A 15,844-nucleotide genomic window follows, 5' to 3' on the forward strand; every position below is an offset into this window, starting at 1 on the left:
CCGGCAACGTGCTCCTGACGATGCCGCCTTGGTCTCGCCGCCGCTTTTGGTCCCATTCTCCACGGGATCGGCGGGTCGGTGACGGCGGTAAGGCGATGACGGGGGTTCGCGGATGGCAGCACGACGATGGTTCAGCAGCGTAGCGGCGGCCGCGCTGGCGCTGGCGCTGACCGGTTGCGGCAGCGGGCCGGCAGGATCGGGCGGCGATGCGGCAGCGGCGGCGAAGAAGGACTTCACCATCGGCTGGTCGATCTACACCGGCTGGATGCCGTGGCCGTACGCGCAGCAGGCCGGCATCGTGAAGAAATGGGCCGACAAATACGGCATCAACATCCGCCTGGTGCAGGTCAACGACTACGTCGAGTCGGTGAACCAATATGCCGCGGGCAAGCTCGACGGCGTGGTCTCGACCACGATGGACGCGCTGACCATCCCGGCCGCCGGCGGCCGCGACACCACCGTGCTGCTGATCGGCGACTATTCGGACGGCAACGACGGCGTCGTGCTCAAGAACGCGCGCTCGATGGCCGACATCAAGGGCCGCTCGGTCAAGCTGGTCGAGCTGTCGGTGTCGCACTTCCTGCTCGCCCGCGGGCTCGAGCAGAGCGGGATGACGCTCGCCGACGTGAAGACGGTGAACACGGGCGACGCCGACATCGTCGGCGCCTTCGCCGCGCCGAGCGTCGACGCGGTCGCCACCTGGAACCCGCAGCTCGCCACGATCCGCGCGACCAAGGGCGCCACCGAGGTGTTCGACAGCTCCAAGATCCCCAACGAGATCCTCGACACGCTCAACGTCAGCACCGAGACGCTGCGCGCCAACCCGAACCTGGGCAAGGCACTGGCCGGCATCTGGTACGAGACGACGGCGATCATGACCCGCGACGACGCGGCGGGCCGCGCCGCGCGCGCGGCGATGGCCAAGGCCGCCGGCACCACGCCGCAGAGCTTCGACGACCAGCTCAAGACGACGCATCTCTACGCGCGCGCGCAGGACGCCGCGGCCTATGCCGCCAATCCTGACCTCGTCACCGTGACCGACCGCGTGCGCCAGTTCAGCTTCGCGCACGGGCTGTTCGGTCCGAGCGCGAAGTCCGTGGACGCGATCGGCATCAGCTTCGCCGGGGGCAAGTCGCTCGGTGATCCGAAGAACGTGAAGCTGCGCTTCGACCCCAGCTACATGAAGATGGCGGCGGACGGGAAGCTGTAGCCGCGCAGGCGGACGATCGAGCGACGGGCGCCGCACCGGCAGGTCGCGGCGATCGAGCAACCATGCCCGCTAACAGCGCGGGCAATGTCGGGAACGAGATGAGCGAGCGAGGCGAACACAGCGACGGATCAGGGCTCGAGCGGCAGACCACCGCGCCGAGGGCGGGCTGCGCGTGACCCGGCTCGTCGATCTGCGCCCGCGCCGCGGCGCCCGCCTGTTGCTCGGGGCGCTGCCGATCGTGGCGCTGCTGCTCGTTTACCTGGTCGCCTCGCAGGCGCGCCATGCCGCCAATCCCGCCGACAAGCTGCTGCCGACCTTCTCCGCCATGGCGGAGGCGATCCACGCGTTCAGCACCGATCGCGACCCCGCCAGCGACCGCATAGTGGTCGTCGCCGACACGCTGGCGAGCCTGTACCGGCTCGGCCTCGGGCTCGCCATCGCCACCGGCAGCGCGTTGGTGCTGGGGCTGCTGCTCGGCGTCGTGCCGCTCGCCCGCGCGCTGCTCGGCCCGGTGATCGCGATCATCGCGGTGATCCCGCCGGTGGCGGTGCTGCCGATCCTGTTCATCGTGCTGGGGCTCGACGAAGCGTCGAAGATCGCGCTGATCGCGATCGGCGTCGCCCCCTTCATGACGCGCGACCTCACCGGCTTCGTCACGGGGCTGCCGGCGGAACAGATCGCCAAGGCGCAGACGCTCGGCGCCAACAGCTGGCAGCTCGCGCTGCGCGTGGCGTTGCCGCAACTGATGCCGCGGCTGATCGAGGCGCTGCGGCTGTCGCTCGGGCCGGCGTGGGTGTTCCTGATCGCGGCCGAGGCGGTCGCCGCCGACGTCGGGCTCGGCTACCGCATCTTCCTGGTCCGGCGCTATTTCGCGATGGACATCATCCTTCCTTATGTCTCCTGGATCTCGCTGCTCGCGATCGCCGCGGACGCGCTGCTGCTGCTCGTGAGCCGCCGCGCCTTTCCCTGGGCGCACGGGGGCGGCCGATGAGCGCGCTGGTCGAGCTCCGCAACGTCTGGGTCGAATATGGCGACAAGATCGTGCTCGAGCGCGTCTCGCTCCAGCTCGTCGAGGGTGGCTTCGTCGCGGTGGTCGGCCCCTCGGGCGCGGGCAAGAGTACGTTCCTGCGCCTGATCCTCGGCCAGGAGGCGCCGACGCGCGGGCAGGTGCTGCTCGGCGGCACCCCGATGCGCGCCGAGTGCGGGCCGGACCGCGGCGTGGTGTTCCAGCGCTACTCGGTGTTCCCGCACCTCACCGCGCTGCAGAACGTGCTGTTCGGGATCGAGTGCGCCGGCGCGCCGCTGACCGCTCGGCTGTTCGGCGCGCGCCGCCGCGCCGCGCGCGACACCGCCGCCGCGATGCTCGCCGCGGTCGGGCTCGAGCACAGCCTGCACGTCTATCCCGCGCAGATGTCGGGCGGGATGCAGCAGCGGCTGGCGATCGCGCAGGCGCTGGTCAAGCACCCGCGCGTGCTGCTGCTCGACGAGCCGTTCGGCGCGCTCGATCCCGGCATCCGACTCGACATGCACGCGCTGATCACGCGGCTGTGGCAGGAGCACGGGCTGACCATCCTGATGGTCACGCACGACATCGGCGAGGCGTTCAAGCTCGGCACGCGCGTGCTCGCCTTCGACAAGCGCCGCCACGACCCGCACGCGCCGCACCGCTACGGCGCCACCGTCACCTACGACCTGTCGCTCGACCGCAAGACCCTGCCGCCGCCGGCGCTGGTCGAGGCGCTCGGCGGCGACGACCTTCCGCAGAGAGACTTGGCATGACGACCAGCACCGCCGATCCCGCCGGCGCCCGCGACCACGCCCGCGCCATGGCCGGCACCCGCGTAGAGGCCATGCCCACGCTCCCCGCCGCAGCTGATGACGCACCCGCGGGCGTGGTGTGGGAAGAGACGATCGCACCCGGCGGCTATGCGGCGCGGCGACTGGCGCGCGGCACGCGGCTGCGGCTGGTCGACGTCGCCGGCGACGCCTGCGCCGCGATGCTGCTGTTCAACGCCGACATGCCGACCGAGCGGCTCAACGTCGCCGACACGCTGAAGGTGCAGTGGAACGGCTATCTCGGCGCGGGACGGCTGCTGCTCTCCGACATGGGGCGCGTCATGATGACGATCCTGGAGGACGGGGCGGGCACGCACGACGCCTTCTGCGGCGCCTCCACCGCCGCCTCCAACGCGCGCGCTTATGGTGACGGCGCCAATTACGGGCCGCATCCGAACGCGCGCGACCGCTTCATGCTCGCGGTCGCCAAGCACGGCCTGGGCCGTAAGGACGTCCACCCCTGTGTCACCTGGTTCAAGGGCGTCCGCGTCGCGGCGGACGGCGCGACCGAGCCGCAGGTCGGGCCATTCGCGCCCGGGCGCACGCTGCTGCTGCGCGCCGAGATGGAGGTGATCGTCGTCCTCGCCAACTGCCCGCACGTGCTCGACCCCCGCCCCGACTACACCGTCACGCCGCTGCGCGCGACCGCGTGGCGCGGCGCGCCCGCCGCCGCGGACGATTCGATCCGCGTGGCGACGCCCGAGGGCGAGCGCGCCTTTCTCAACACCGACGATCTCTATGCGCGCTGAAGGGAGCGACATGAGCCTTGACCTTCCCCTCCCCGGCACGCTCCGCCACGACGAGGTGGTGCCCGCGCGCGCGCCGTGGATGCACCGCGTCCATGCCGGCGAGACGCTGCGTATCATCGACCTCGAGGGCAATCAGGCGGTCGACTTCCTGATGTACGCCGCGGACGATGACGCCGAGCGCTACAGCGCGCAGGATACGATCGCGGCGCAGCGCAACATCTTCCTGCGCGAGGGCGCGGTGCTGCTGTCCAACGAGGGGCGCGCGATGATGACGATCACCGCCACCAGCGTCGCCTATCACGACACGATCGGCGGCGCCTGCTCGTGCGAGTCGAACACGCTGCGCTACGGCCACCACACCAAGGCGCAGCACAGCTGCGTCGACAATTTCCTCGACGCCAACACCCGCGCGGGCCGCGGCAAGCGCGACATGGTGTCGAACATCAACTTCTTCATGAACGTGCCGGTCGAGGCCGACGGGACCCTCGGGATCGTCGACGGCATCTCCGCGCCGGGGCTCACGGTGGAGCTGCGCGCCGAGATGGACGTGATCGTCGTCGTCTCCAACTGCCCGCAGATCAACAATCCCTGCAACGGCTTCAATCCCACGCCCGTGCGCATGCAGGTGATCGGCTGATGTTCACCAAGGTCCTGATCGCCAATCGCGGCGCGATCGCCTGCCGCATCATCCGCACGCTCAGGGAGATGGGCGTCGGCTCGGTCGCGGTGTTCAGCGACGCGGACGCGGGCTCGGCGCATGTCGCGCAGGCCGACGAGGCGGTCCGCATCGGCCCCGCCCCCGCGGCCGAGAGCTACCTCGACGTCGAGGCGATCCTCGCCGCGGCGGAGGCGACCGGCGCCGAGGCGATCCACCCCGGCTACGGCTTCCTCTCGGAGAATACCGCCTTCGCCGAGGCCTGCGCGGCGCGCGGGATCGCCTTCATCGGGCCGACGCCCGACAATATCCGCGCCTTCGGGCTCAAGCACACCGCGCGCGACCTCGCCGCCGCGCACGGCGTGCCGCTCGCCCCCGGCACCGACCTGCTGCGCGACGAAGCCGCCGCGCTCGCCGCGGCGGAGCGGATCGGCTATCCGGTGATCCTCAAGGCGACCGCTGGGGGCGGCGGCATCGGCATGAAGGTCTGCGCCGACGCCGCCGACGTGCGCGACGGCTTCGCCACGGTGGCGCGGCTCGGCGCGGGCAATTTCGGCGACGGCGGCGTCTTCCTCGAGCGTTATGTCGCGCGCGCGCGACACATCGAGGTGCAGGTGTTCGGCGACGGCGCGGGCCATGTCGTCGCGCTCGGCGAGCGCGACTGCTCGCTCCAGCGGCGTAACCAGAAGGTGGTCGAGGAGACCCCCGCCCCGTTGCTCCCGCCCGCGACGCGACAGGCGCTGATCGACGCCGCGGTGCGGCTCACGGCGGCCGCGTCGTACCGCTCGGCCGGCACGGTCGAGTTCCTCTACGACGCCGAGCGCGACGACTTCTTCTTCCTTGAGGTCAACACCCGGCTCCAGGTCGAGCACGGCGTCACCGAGCAGGTCACCGGGGTCGACCTCGTCGAGTGGATGGTGCGTGGCGCCGCGGGTGACTTCGGCTTTCTCGACGGGTTCGTCGCCGCGCCGCGGGGCGCCTCGATCCAGGTGCGCCTCTACGCCGAGGATCCCGCGCAGGACTATCGCCCGAGCTCGGGCCGGCTCGTCGGCGTCAGCTTCCCGGAGGGGCCGCGCGTCGACACCTGGGTCGCGGCGGGGACCGAGGTCTCCGCCTGGTACGACCCGATGCTGGCCAAGCTGATCGTCACCGCGCCGACGCGCGACGCCGCCGTCGCCGCGATCCAGGACGCGCTCGACCGCACCGCCATCGCCGGGATCGAGACCAACCTCGACTGGCTGCGCACGGTGGTGCGCTCCGACGTCTTCACCAGCGGCGCGGTGTCGACGCGCGCGCTCGCCGACATCGCCTACATGCCGCGCACGATCCGCGTGCTGGCGGGGGGTGCCTCGACCACGGTGCAGGATCATCCCGGTCGGCTCCATCTGTGGCACGTCGGCGTGCCGCCCTCGGGGCCGATGGACCCGCTCGCCTTCCGGCTGGGCAACCGGCTGGTCGGCAACGCCGATGACGCCGCCGGGCTGGAGATCACCGCGGCCGGGCCGACCTTGCTGTTCAACGCCGCGGCGCGCGTCTGCCTGACGGGCGCCGACTTCGGCGCCACGCTCGATGGCGTGCCGCTCGGCTGCTACGCGCCGATCGACGTCGCCGCGGGGCAGACGCTCAAGATCGGGCGGGTCACCGGCGCGGGGATGCGCGGTTATATCCTGGTCGCGGGCGGGCTCGACGTGCCCTTGTTTCTCGGCAGCCGCAGTGCCTTCACCTTGGGCGAGTTCGGTGGCCATGCCGGGCGCGCGGTGATGATCGGCGACACGCTGCACCTCGCGCGCACCCCGGCCGCTCTGCCAGTCGGGGGGACGCTCGCTCCCGCCGACCGCCCCGCGATCACGCGCGAGTGGACGCTGCGCGTGCTCTACGGCCCGCACGGCGCGCCCGATTTCTTTACCCCCGGCGACATCGCGATGCTGCGCGAGACGGCGTGGAAGGTGCATTACAATTCCAACCGCACCGGCGTCCGCCTGCTCGGCCCCAAGCCAGAGTGGGCACGGACCGACGGCGGCGAGGCCGGGCTGCACCCGTCCAACATCCACGACAATGCCTATGCGATCGGCGCGGTGGACTTCACCGGCGACATGCCGATCATCCTCGGGCCGGACGGGCCGTCGCTCGGCGGCTTCGTCTGCCCCTTCGTCGTCGCGCAGGCGGACCTGTGGAAGGTCGGCCAGCTCGCCCCCGGCGACAGCGTCCGCTTCGCGCCGATTGACGAGGCCAGCGCCGCCGCCGCCGAGCGCGCGCAGGACCAACTGGTCGCCACGCTCACCGGCGCGCCGAAGGAGCCCTCGCCGCGCGACGACGCGCTCGGCTCGCCCGTGCTGCACCGGATCGCGGCGGAGGGCGTGCGCCCGGCGGTGACCTATCGCCAGCAAGGCGACCGCAACCTGCTGGTCGAATACGGCCCGATCGTGCTCGACCTCGAGCTGCGGCTGCGCGTCCACGCGTTGATGCTCGAGGTCGAGCGGACCGGCCTGCCCGGCATCATCGACGTGACGCCGGGGATCCGCTCGCTCCAGCTCCATTACGACAGCCGGCTGCTGTCGCAGGCGGCGCTGCTCGACGCGCTGGTCGCGGCGGAGGAGCGGCTGGGCGGGCTCGACGACTTCGAGATCCCCTCGCGCGTCGTCCACCTGCCGCTGTCGTGGCAGGACCCGGCGATCTACCAGACGATCGACAAGTACATGGAGTCGGTGCGCGACGACGCGCCCTGGTGTCCGGACAACATCGAGTTCATTCGCCGCGTCAACGGGCTGGACAGCCTCGACGCGGTCAAGCGGATCGTCTTCGACGCCGACTATCTCGTGATGGGGCTGGGCGACGTCTACCTCGGCGCGCCGGTGGCCACCCCGATCGACCCGCGCCACCGCCTCGTCACCACCAAATACAATCCGGCGCGGACCTGGACCCCGCCCAACGTGGTCGGCATCGGCGGCGCGTACATGTGCATTTACGGCATGGAGGGGCCGGGCGGCTATCAGCTGTTCGGCCGCACCATCCAGGTGTGGAACGCGTGGCGGCAGACCGATGCCTTTCGTGACGGCAAGCCCTGGCTGCTGCGCTTCTTCGACCGGGTCCGCTTCTTTCCAGTCAGCCACGACGAGCTGACCGAGTGGCGACGCGACTTCCCGCTCGGCCGGCGCGCGATCCGGATCGAGGAGGAGGTGTTCCGCCTCTCCGACTATCGCGCCTTCCTCGCCGAGAATGCCGAGACGATCGACGCCTTCCAGGCGCGGCGCCAGGCCGCCTTCGACGGGGAGCGCGCCGCCTGGGAGCGCGACGGCGAGTTCGACCGGGTCGCCGCGCTGACCGAAGAGGCCGACTCCGCCGCGACCGACACCGAGATCGTGCTGCCCGACGGATGTGAGATGGTGGAAGCGCCGTTCGGCGGCAGCCTGTGGAAACTGCTCGTCGCCGACGGCGCGCGCGTGAGCGCGGGCGACACGATCGCGATCATCGAGGCGATGAAGATGGAATCGGCGGTGATCAGCCCGGTCAGCGGGGTCGTGCGCGGCATCTACGTGCAGGAGAAACAGGCGCTCTCGCCCGGGCGCGCGATGCTGGCGGTGGAGGTGGCATGAGCGCGCCGCGCTGCCACGTCGCCCCGCTCGCCGCCGCGGTCAACGCCGGCGCGACCAGCGCGGTCGCGGTCGCGCGCGAAGCGCTGGCGCGGGTCGCCGCTTATGCCGAGGTGCAGCCCGCGGTGTGGATCACACGGCTCGACGAGGAAACGGTGCTGCGCGCCGCCGCCGCCGTCGACGCGCGCGTGGCGGCGGGGGAGACGCTGCCGCTCGCGGGCGTGCCCTTCGCGATCAAGGACAATATCGACCTCGCCGCGGTGCCGACCACCGCCGCCTGCCCCGACTTCGCCTATACACCCGCCGACTCCGCCGAGGTGGTCAAGCGCCTGGTCGCCGCGGGCGCGGTGCCGGTGGGCAAGGCCAACCTCGACCAGTTCGCCACCGGGCTCAACGGCACGCGCAGCCCCTATGGCGCGCCCGCCTGCGTGTTCAACCGCGCCTATGTCAGCGGCGGCTCCAGCTCGGGCTCGGCGGTGGCGGTCGCCGCCGGGCTGGTCGCCTTCGCGCTCGGCACCGACACCGCCGGATCGGGGCGCGTCCCCGCCGCGTTCAACGGGCTGATCGGGCTCAAGCCGACCAAAGGGCGGTGGAGCACGACGGGACTGGTGCCCGCCTGCCGCACACTCGACTGCATCACCGTGCTCACTCACACGATCGCGGACGCGCGGATCGTCGATGCTGTGGTCGCCGGCTTCGACCCGGCCGACGCCTATTCGCGCGACGGCGAGGAGCGCGCACTCGCGCCGCGCCGCGTCGGCGTGCCGCGACCCGACCAGCGGCTCTTCCTCGGCGATGCCGCGGCGGAGCGGCTGTACGAGCGCGCGCTGGCCATGTTCGCCGCGCAGGGCGCCGAGCTGGTCGAGCTCGACATGACGCCGCTGCGCGAGGCGGCGATGCTGCTGTACGGCGGCCCGTGGGTGGCGGAGCGGATCGCCGCGGCGCTGCCGCTGCTCGACGAGCGGCCCGAAGCGTTCGACCCAACCGTCCGCGCCATCCTGGAAGATGGGCGCGACACCAGCGGCGTGGACGTGTTCCGCGGCCAGTACCGCCTCGCCGAGCTGCAGCGCGCGGCGGACGCGATGTGGCAGCGCGTCGACCTGCTCGCGCTGCCGACCGCGCCGACGATCTACCGCATCGCCGAGATGCGTGCCGCGCCGATCGCGCTCAACAGCAACCTCGGCCTCTACACCAACTTCGTGAACCTGCTCGACATGGCCGCACTGGCCGTGCCGGCGGGCTGGCGCGACAATGGCACCGGCTTCGGCGTCACGCTGATCGCGCCGGCGTGGAGCGACGTCAGCCTGCTCGACGCCGGGCAGGCCTATCTCGACGCCGCCGCACTCTCCCCTCCCCCGCCACTTCACATTGAGGACAGAATGGACACAGTGAAGCTCGCCGTCGTCGGCGCCCATCTCGAGGGCATGCCGCTGCACTGGCAACTCACCTCGCGCGGGGCGCGGCTGGTCGCCGCCACCACCACCGCGCCCAGCTACCGGCTCTACGCGATGGCGAACAGCACGCCACCGAAGCCAGCGCTGATCCACGCCGCCGACGGCGCCGCGATCGCCGTCGAGGTGTACGAACTCGACGTCGCCGCGTTTGGCAGCTTCGTGGCGGAGGTGCCCGCGCCGCTGGCGATCGGTTCGGTGACGCTCGCAGATGGGGCGGTCGTGAAGGGCTTCGTGGCCGAGCCGCGCGCGATGGAGGGCGCCGAGGACATCACCGCGCTCGGCGGCTGGCGTGCCTATATCGACGGCCTGTCGCGCCCGGCCGGGGCGTGACCGCCGCGGCCGACCCTACCGACGGCGCGCCGCTCGACGCCGAGCCTGACGCGCACGCGCACGCGTTGGCCGAGCTGCGGCGCGCGCGGGAGTCGGCCGAGGCGGCCAACGAGGCCAAGACGCGCTACCTCGTCGCGGTGAGCCACGAGATCCGCTCGCCGCTCAACGTCATCTACGGATACGCACAGCTGCTCGAGCGCGACCACAGTCTCTCGGGCGCGGAGGCGGGCACGATCATCCGCCGCTCGGCCGAGCATGTCACGAATCTGGTCGAGGGGCTGCTCGAGATCTCGCGGATCGAGAGCGGGGTGCTGACGATCCGGCAGGACCTCGTCGACCTGCGCGCTTTGCTCCAGCACGTTGTCGACATGTTCCGCATGCAGGCGAGCGCCAAGGGGCTGACGCTGACGCTCGACGTGCGCGACCGGCTACCCGATCAGGTCAAGGCGGACGAGAAGCGACTGCGCCAGATCCTCATCAACCTCGTCTCCAATGCCATCAAATACACGCCCGCGGGTCAGGTCACGCTCGCGGTGGGTTATCGCAGCCAGGTCGCCGACATCGAGGTGATCGACACCGGCATCGGCATTCCTCCCGAGGACCTCGAGCGCGTGTTCGAGCCGTTCGATCGCGGCAGCCTCGCGGCGGCGCAGCGCCAGCCCGGGATCGGGCTCGGCCTTGCCATCACGCGCGTGCTCGCCCGCGTGCTGGGCGGCGACGTCGCGGTGAGCAGCACGCCGGGCGCGGGCAGCACGTTCCGCTTCCGCGCCATGCTGCCGTCGCCCGCGGTGCCGGCGCGGACGGGCGGCCGGCGCGGGCGGATCACCGGCTATGAGGGACCGCGTCGCACCGTGCTGGTGATCGACGACGACCCGGCGCAGCGCCACATTCTGCGCGCGCTGCTCGGCGGGCTCGGCTTCGTGGTGCACGCCGCCGCGGACGGTTCGGAAGGCATCGCGCTCGCCGCCGAGGTCACGCCCGATATCGTCCTGCTCGACATCCAGATGCCGGGGCTCAACGGCTGGCAGGTCGCCGAGCGGCTGCGCGCGGTGCACGGCGCGGCGCTGCGCATCGTGATGGTCTCGGCCGACGCGCACGCCTTCCGTGCCGGCGGCGACGGGCGCAGCAGCCACGACGCCTTCGTCACCAAGCCGGTCGAGCTGGACACGCTCGTGGCGCTGATCGGCACGCAGCTCGGGCTGCGCTGGGAGGAGGCTGAGCCGGTCGCGCCCGCCGCTTCGCTTGCCGTGCCCGAGACTGGCCTACCGCCCGACGCCGCGCCGCTGCTGGCGCGCGTGCGCGAACTCGTCGAGGTCGGCCATGTGCGCGGGGTCGAGCGCGCGATCGACGATCTCGCGAGTGCGATCCCTGCCGCCGGCGCGCTCGCCGCGGTGCTGCGGCGGCAGCTCGGCGATTTCGACCTGCGCGCGCTCCTCGGCACGATCGACGATGCGACGCGCTGACCCGACGGACTCGTCGCGACCCGTCGTCCTGGTGGTGGACGACACGCCCGACGCGCTGCGCTTCTTGACCAGCACGCTCGAGGACGCGGGCATGAACGTGCTGATCGCGATCAATGGCCGCGCCGCGCTCGATCTGCTCCAGCGCGTCACCCCCGACCTGATCCTGATGGACGCAGTGATGCCGCAGCTCGACGGCTTCGAGACGACGCGGCAGATCAAGGCCAACCCCGCCTTCCAGCACCTTCCGATCATCTTCATGACCGGGCTGACCGAGACCGAGCATGTCGTCCGTGCGCTCGACGCCGGCGGCATCGACTTTGTCAGCAAGCCGTTCGAGCTCGACGAGCTGCTCGCGCGCATCCGCGTCCATCTCGCCACCGCGCGCGTGGCGCACGGCAGCCAGCTCGCGCTCGACACCAGCGGGCGACCGGCGCTGGCGGTCGATCGCGCGGGCGAGCCGCAGTGGCTGACCCCGGTCGCCGGCGCGATGCTCGAGCGACTATTCCCCGGCTGGTCGGCGGCGTCGGGCACCTTGCCCGCGCCCTTCGCCGCCGCATTGCGCCAGCTCCAGGCGAGCGCACCGGCGCCGGGCGCGCGGATCAGCGTGTCCGCGGGCGAGCGCACGCTGGAGGCCGGGCTGCTGCGCTGCACGCCGGCGGCGCAATGGGTCTTCCGCCTGTCCGAGCGGCACGAGGGCGAGGAGAAGACGATCCTCGCCGCGCAGCACGGCCTGACCTCGCGCGAGGCCGAGGTGCTGCTCTGGATCAGCCGCGGCAAGCCGAACCGCGAGGTCAGCGAAATTCTCCAGATCAGCCCGCGTACGGTGAACAAGCATCTCGAGCAGATTTTCGAGAAAATGGGCGTGGAGAATCGCGCGTCGGCGACGGCGATCGCGGTCACCACGCTGACACGGTAGAAGGACGATGGATCGACCGCCCGACGCGACCGCCAACGCGATCCGCGGCGCGCTCGCGCGCGGCGAGGTCGCGACGGCGCTCGCCGCGGCCGACCGCTGGCGCCATGCCGCGCCCGACGCGGCCGAGCCCTTCTTCCTCGCCGGCGTGGCGAGCGCGATGCTCGGCCAGGTCAGCGCCGGGATCGCGCTGATCGAGCAGGCGATCGAGCGCGACGGACGCGGCGAATTTCATGCGCAGCTCGCGCGGCTGTACACGCTGGTGCGGCGCGACGATGCCGCCGCGCGCGCGCTGGCGGCGGCCGAGACCGCGCCGCCGGGAGACGCGCTGGGGCGCGACACGATGGGCTGCGTCTATGCGCGGCTGGGCGATCATGCCGCCTCGCTGCCGCACTTCGCCGCGGCGGTGCGGCTTGAGCCGGCAAACCCCGCGTTCCGCTACAATCACGCCGCCGCGCTGAGCTTCGTCGGGCGGCAGGCGGAGGCCGAGGACGCGCTGGAGGCGCTGATCGCGCGCGCGCCGGCGGACGCGCGCGCGCACCACCTGCTCGCCGGGCTGCGGCGCCAGACGCCCGAGCGTCACCATGTCGACCGCCTCGCCGCCGCGCGCGCCGCCGCCACGGTGCCGCGCGACCGGCTGCTGCTCGGCTACGCGCTCGCCAAGGAGCTGGACGACCTCGCCGACCCGCACGGCGCCTTCGCGATCCTGGCGCAGACCAATGCCGAGCACCGCGCCACCTTGCCCTACCGCTTCGCCGACGATGCGGCGATCTTCGACGCGATCGAGGCGTGCTGGGCGACTGCCGCGGCGCAACCGGCATCCGACACGCCGAGCGCGGCACCGATCCTCGTCGTCGGCATGCCGCGCACCGGCACCACGTTGGTCGACCGCATCCTGTCCTCGCACCCCGAGGTGGAGAGTGCGGGCGAGTTGCAGGCGCTGCCGCTGGCGGTCAAGGCGGCCGCCGGCACGCGCGAGCGCCGCGTGCTCGACCCCGACACGATCCGCGCCGCGGCGCGCGCCGACCCGGCTGCGATCGGGCGCGACTATCTCGCCCGGGCGGCACCGCACGTGGCGGGACGCCGACCCCGTTTCGTCGACAAATTCCCCGGCAACTTCCTGTACCTCGGCCTGATCGCGCGCGCGCTGCCGCAGGCCGCGATCGTGTGCCTGCGACGCGACGCGCTCGACACCGTCCTCGCCAACTTCCGCAACCTGTTCGCGGTCGGCTCGCGCTACTACAACTATAGCTACGACCTGCTCGACACTGCCGCTTATTACCAGCGCTTCGACCGGCTGATGGCGCTCTGGCGCGCGGCGCTGCCGGGCCGCGTGCTCGAGCTCGGCTACGAGGCGCTGGTCGAGGATCAGGCGGGGCAGACGCGCCGGCTGCTCGACCATTGCGGGCTGAGCTGGTCCGATGCCTGCCTCGACTTCCAGGCGAATGCCGCGCCCGTGTCCACCCCCAGCGCCGCGCAGGTGCGCCGTCCGCTGTACCGCGACGCCGTCGGACGCTGGCGCCGGCACGCCGAGGCGCTGGAACCGGCGCGCGCCTTCCTGCGAAGCCGCGGCATTGCGGTCGAGTGACGCGGCTACGTCATTCGCCCACCTGCGAGCGATGCAGCGCTTGCTTTAGCCTCCATGGCACGACTCTGATGTGTGCGAGCGGGTGACGATGAAGCAGGCGATGATGAGCTACGTGCAGCCGGTGATGGTCGCGGCCGTGCTGCTGTTCTGGGCGCTCGCGCCGGCGGCGTGGACGGGCAGCGCCTGGTCGATCGTGATCGCGACGCTGTCGACCACCGCGATGATCCAGGCGCTCGAGTGGGTCAACGAGCGACATGCCAGCTGGCGGCTCACCTGGCGCGAGTTCTTCACCGACGTCTTCTACGTGACGCTGAGCTACACCGTGATCGCCTGGGCGTCGAAGACGCTCGCCGACGAGCCGCTGACCGCGCTGAAGCACGGGCTCGGGATCACAACCCTTTGGGCGATGCACCTGCCGTTCGTGGCCCAGGTGGCGCTGGCCGTCTTCCTCGTCGAGTTCGGGCAATATTGGATGCACCGCCTGATGCACAATCAGGCGTTCTTCTGGTCGACCCACGCGCCGCACCACCATCTCACCCAGCTCAACGCAATGAAAGGGGCGGTCGGCAATCCGATCGAGTTGTTCCTGATCAGTCTCAGCGTGCTGGCGCTGTTCGACCTGCCGCAGGCCGCGATGTTCTGCGCGTTGAACGTGCTGGCGGTGGTCTCCACCTTCGCGCACGCCAACACGCGGTTCGATCCGCCGCGCTGGTACGCCTTCGTCTTCACCACCATCCGCCACCACAGCCTGCACCATTCGACCGGCTATGCAGAGACTCGGTGCAATTACGGCAACTCGCTGATCCTGCTGGATCGGATTTTCGGTACCTTCGGCGAGGGCGAGGCCGAGATCGTCGGCCAGGACGAGCGCCGGCGGCTATCGATCGGCGAGCAGTTCCTCTTCCCCGCGCGGCCGCTGATCGCGCGCTACAAGGCGCACGACGACCAGCACGAGCGCGACGGTGCGGAGGCCGCCGCTTGACGGCGCGGGCAGCGACGCGCGCGGCGACGATCGCGCTCGCCGCGGTGCTCGCGGGCGCGGCACCGACGCCGGGCTGGACGGCGACGCCGCGCGAGCAGGTGATCCAGGTCCCCGGCTTCGCGGATTTCCTCGCGGTGGACGGCGACTCGGTGTGGGCCACCAACAAGGGCCGGGTCGAGCGCTGGTCGCGCCGCGGCAAGCTCGCCGACGTGGCGATGGCGCATCCGTGCGGCGCGATGGCGATCGCTGCCGGTTCGCTCTGGGTGGCGGACTGCAGCACGCTCAGCGTCAACCGGATCGACCTGCGCACCGCCACGATCACCGCCACCATCCCGACCGGGATCGCCAATCCCAAGGGCGAGCTCAACGTGGGCGCCGGCGCCGGCTCGGTCTGGGTGGCGAGCGACGCCGCGGGTACCGTCGCGCGGATTGATCCCGCCACCGACCGCGTCGCCGCCTCGATCGCGGTGGATCCCGGCACCTTCTATCTGTCGTTCGGCATGGGCGCGCTATGGGCCGTCAGTGCGGCGGGGCAGAGCCTGCAGAAGATCGATCCGGCCAGCAACAAGGTCGTCCATCGCACCGCGCTGGGGCGCGAGCCCGGCTTCCTGGTCGCGGGCGAGGGTGCGGTGTGGGTGCAGGAGCAGGGCGACGGCACCGTCGCTCGGATCGATCCGGCGAGCGGCGACGTGACGGGACGGGTCAAGGTCGACGCGACGCTTCAGTACGGCGACATCGACGCGGGCGGCGGCAAGGTATGGCTGCGCACCACCGCCGGGCAGACCTTCGTGGTCATCGACCCGCTCTCGCTCGCAATCACCGCGCGCGTCGGCCGGGCGGCGGGCAGCGGAGCGCTGCGCTACACGCGCGCCGGGCTGTGGACCAGCGCGCATGACGCGCACACCTTGTCGTGGTGGAAGAAGCCCGGCCGGATCGGGGACTGACGGCTGATCCACTAAGCGCACATTCTCCGCTGCAAGGGGAGGTGGCGTCGCGCACAAAGACGGGAGTCTCGCCGCCCGCGCACGTGGCTGGATTTCACTAGCGGTGACTGCCCTCCGTCAGCCCGACGGA

General features: G+C 71.6%; 12 protein-coding genes. All 12 read left to right on the plus strand.

Going from position 1 to position 15,844, the window contains the following annotated elements; all coding sequences use genetic code 11:
• Positions 1–112 precede the first annotated feature (112 nt).
• The 12 genes from QBJ89_RS05595 (at position 113) to QBJ89_RS05650 (ending at position 15,714) form a co-directional block, all read left to right on the plus strand.
• A complete protein-coding gene (locus QBJ89_RS05595) occupies positions 113–1,210 on the plus strand; it encodes a putative urea ABC transporter substrate-binding protein (RefSeq protein ID WP_277979545.1) in 1,098 nt (365 codons plus the stop codon).
• Between the two features lie 172 nt (positions 1,211–1,382).
• Positions 1,383–2,201, plus strand: a complete 819-nt coding sequence (locus QBJ89_RS05600; protein ID WP_277979546.1) for an ABC transporter permease — start codon at positions 1,383–1,385, stop codon at positions 2,199–2,201.
• Entirely contained in the window at positions 2,198–2,989 is a 792-nt protein-coding gene (locus tag QBJ89_RS05605; protein ID WP_277979547.1) for an ATP-binding cassette domain-containing protein, read from the plus strand. Before QBJ89_RS05600 ends, QBJ89_RS05605 begins: the two co-directional genes overlap by 4 nt.
• Positions 2,986–3,795: an urea amidolyase associated protein UAAP1 gene (locus QBJ89_RS05610; RefSeq protein ID WP_277979548.1), complete on the plus strand. Its 810-nt coding sequence runs from the start codon at positions 2,986–2,988 to the stop codon at positions 3,793–3,795. The genes QBJ89_RS05605 and QBJ89_RS05610 overlap by 4 nt, the downstream gene beginning before the upstream one ends.
• A gap of 10 nt (positions 3,796–3,805) precedes the next feature.
• Entirely contained in the window at positions 3,806–4,432 is a 627-nt protein-coding gene (locus QBJ89_RS05615) for an urea amidolyase associated protein UAAP2 (protein WP_277979549.1), read from the plus strand.
• Positions 4,432–8,043: an urea carboxylase gene (uca, locus tag QBJ89_RS05620; RefSeq protein ID WP_277979550.1), complete on the plus strand. Its 3,612-nt coding sequence runs from the start codon at positions 4,432–4,434 to the stop codon at positions 8,041–8,043. The genes QBJ89_RS05615 and uca overlap by 1 nt, the downstream gene beginning before the upstream one ends.
• Positions 8,040–9,824, plus strand: coding sequence for an allophanate hydrolase (gene atzF / locus QBJ89_RS05625; protein WP_277979551.1), 1,785 nt, complete (start codon positions 8,040–8,042; stop codon positions 9,822–9,824). Before uca ends, atzF begins: the two co-directional genes overlap by 4 nt.
• Entirely contained in the window at positions 9,821–11,287 is a 1,467-nt protein-coding gene (locus QBJ89_RS05630; protein WP_277979552.1) for a hybrid sensor histidine kinase/response regulator, read from the plus strand. The genes atzF and QBJ89_RS05630 overlap by 4 nt, the downstream gene beginning before the upstream one ends.
• Positions 11,274–12,203 carry a response regulator transcription factor gene (locus QBJ89_RS05635; protein ID WP_277979553.1) on the plus strand — a complete coding sequence of 310 codons (930 nt, stop codon included), beginning with the start codon at positions 11,274–11,276 and terminating at the stop codon, positions 12,201–12,203. The genes QBJ89_RS05630 and QBJ89_RS05635 overlap by 14 nt, the downstream gene beginning before the upstream one ends.
• 7 nt (positions 12,204–12,210) lie before the next feature.
• Entirely contained in the window at positions 12,211–13,788 is a 1,578-nt protein-coding gene (locus QBJ89_RS05640) for a tetratricopeptide repeat-containing sulfotransferase family protein (protein WP_277979554.1), read from the plus strand.
• An 88-nt stretch (positions 13,789–13,876) separates the two neighbouring features.
• Positions 13,877–14,770 carry a sterol desaturase family protein gene (locus QBJ89_RS05645; protein ID WP_277979555.1) on the plus strand — a complete coding sequence of 298 codons (894 nt, stop codon included), beginning with the start codon at positions 13,877–13,879 and terminating at the stop codon, positions 14,768–14,770.
• Positions 14,767–15,714, plus strand: coding sequence for a Vgb family protein (locus QBJ89_RS05650; RefSeq protein ID WP_431522512.1), 948 nt, complete (start codon positions 14,767–14,769; stop codon positions 15,712–15,714). The genes QBJ89_RS05645 and QBJ89_RS05650 overlap by 4 nt, the downstream gene beginning before the upstream one ends.
• Positions 15,715–15,844 lie beyond the last annotated feature (130 nt).

It is taken from the genome of Sphingomonas phyllosphaerae, assembly GCF_029623345.1.
Lineage (GTDB): Bacteria > Pseudomonadota > Alphaproteobacteria > Sphingomonadales > Sphingomonadaceae > Sphingomonas > Sphingomonas phyllosphaerae_C.

What these genes read in the sequence shown, in the direction of transcription:
- QBJ89_RS05595 (WP_277979545.1), top strand. Translation starts at nt 113, where the DNA reads ATGGCAGCACGACGATGGTTCAGCAGCGTAGCGGCGGCCGCGCTGGCG.
- QBJ89_RS05605 (WP_277979547.1), top strand. Translation starts at nt 2,198, where the DNA reads ATGAGCGCGCTGGTCGAGCTCCGCAACGTCTGGGTCGAATATGGCGAC.
- QBJ89_RS05610 (WP_277979548.1), top strand. Translation starts at nt 2,986, where the DNA reads ATGACGACCAGCACCGCCGATCCCGCCGGCGCCCGCGACCACGCCCGC.
- QBJ89_RS05615 (WP_277979549.1), top strand. Translation starts at nt 3,806, where the DNA reads ATGAGCCTTGACCTTCCCCTCCCCGGCACGCTCCGCCACGACGAGGTG.
- uca (WP_277979550.1), top strand. Translation starts at nt 4,432, where the DNA reads ATGTTCACCAAGGTCCTGATCGCCAATCGCGGCGCGATCGCCTGCCGC.
- atzF (WP_277979551.1), top strand. Translation starts at nt 8,040, where the DNA reads ATGAGCGCGCCGCGCTGCCACGTCGCCCCGCTCGCCGCCGCGGTCAAC.
- QBJ89_RS05635 (WP_277979553.1), top strand. Translation starts at nt 11,274, where the DNA reads ATGCGACGCGCTGACCCGACGGACTCGTCGCGACCCGTCGTCCTGGTG.
- QBJ89_RS05640 (WP_277979554.1), top strand. Translation starts at nt 12,211, where the DNA reads ATGGATCGACCGCCCGACGCGACCGCCAACGCGATCCGCGGCGCGCTC.
- QBJ89_RS05645 (WP_277979555.1), top strand. Translation starts at nt 13,877, where the DNA reads ATGAAGCAGGCGATGATGAGCTACGTGCAGCCGGTGATGGTCGCGGCC.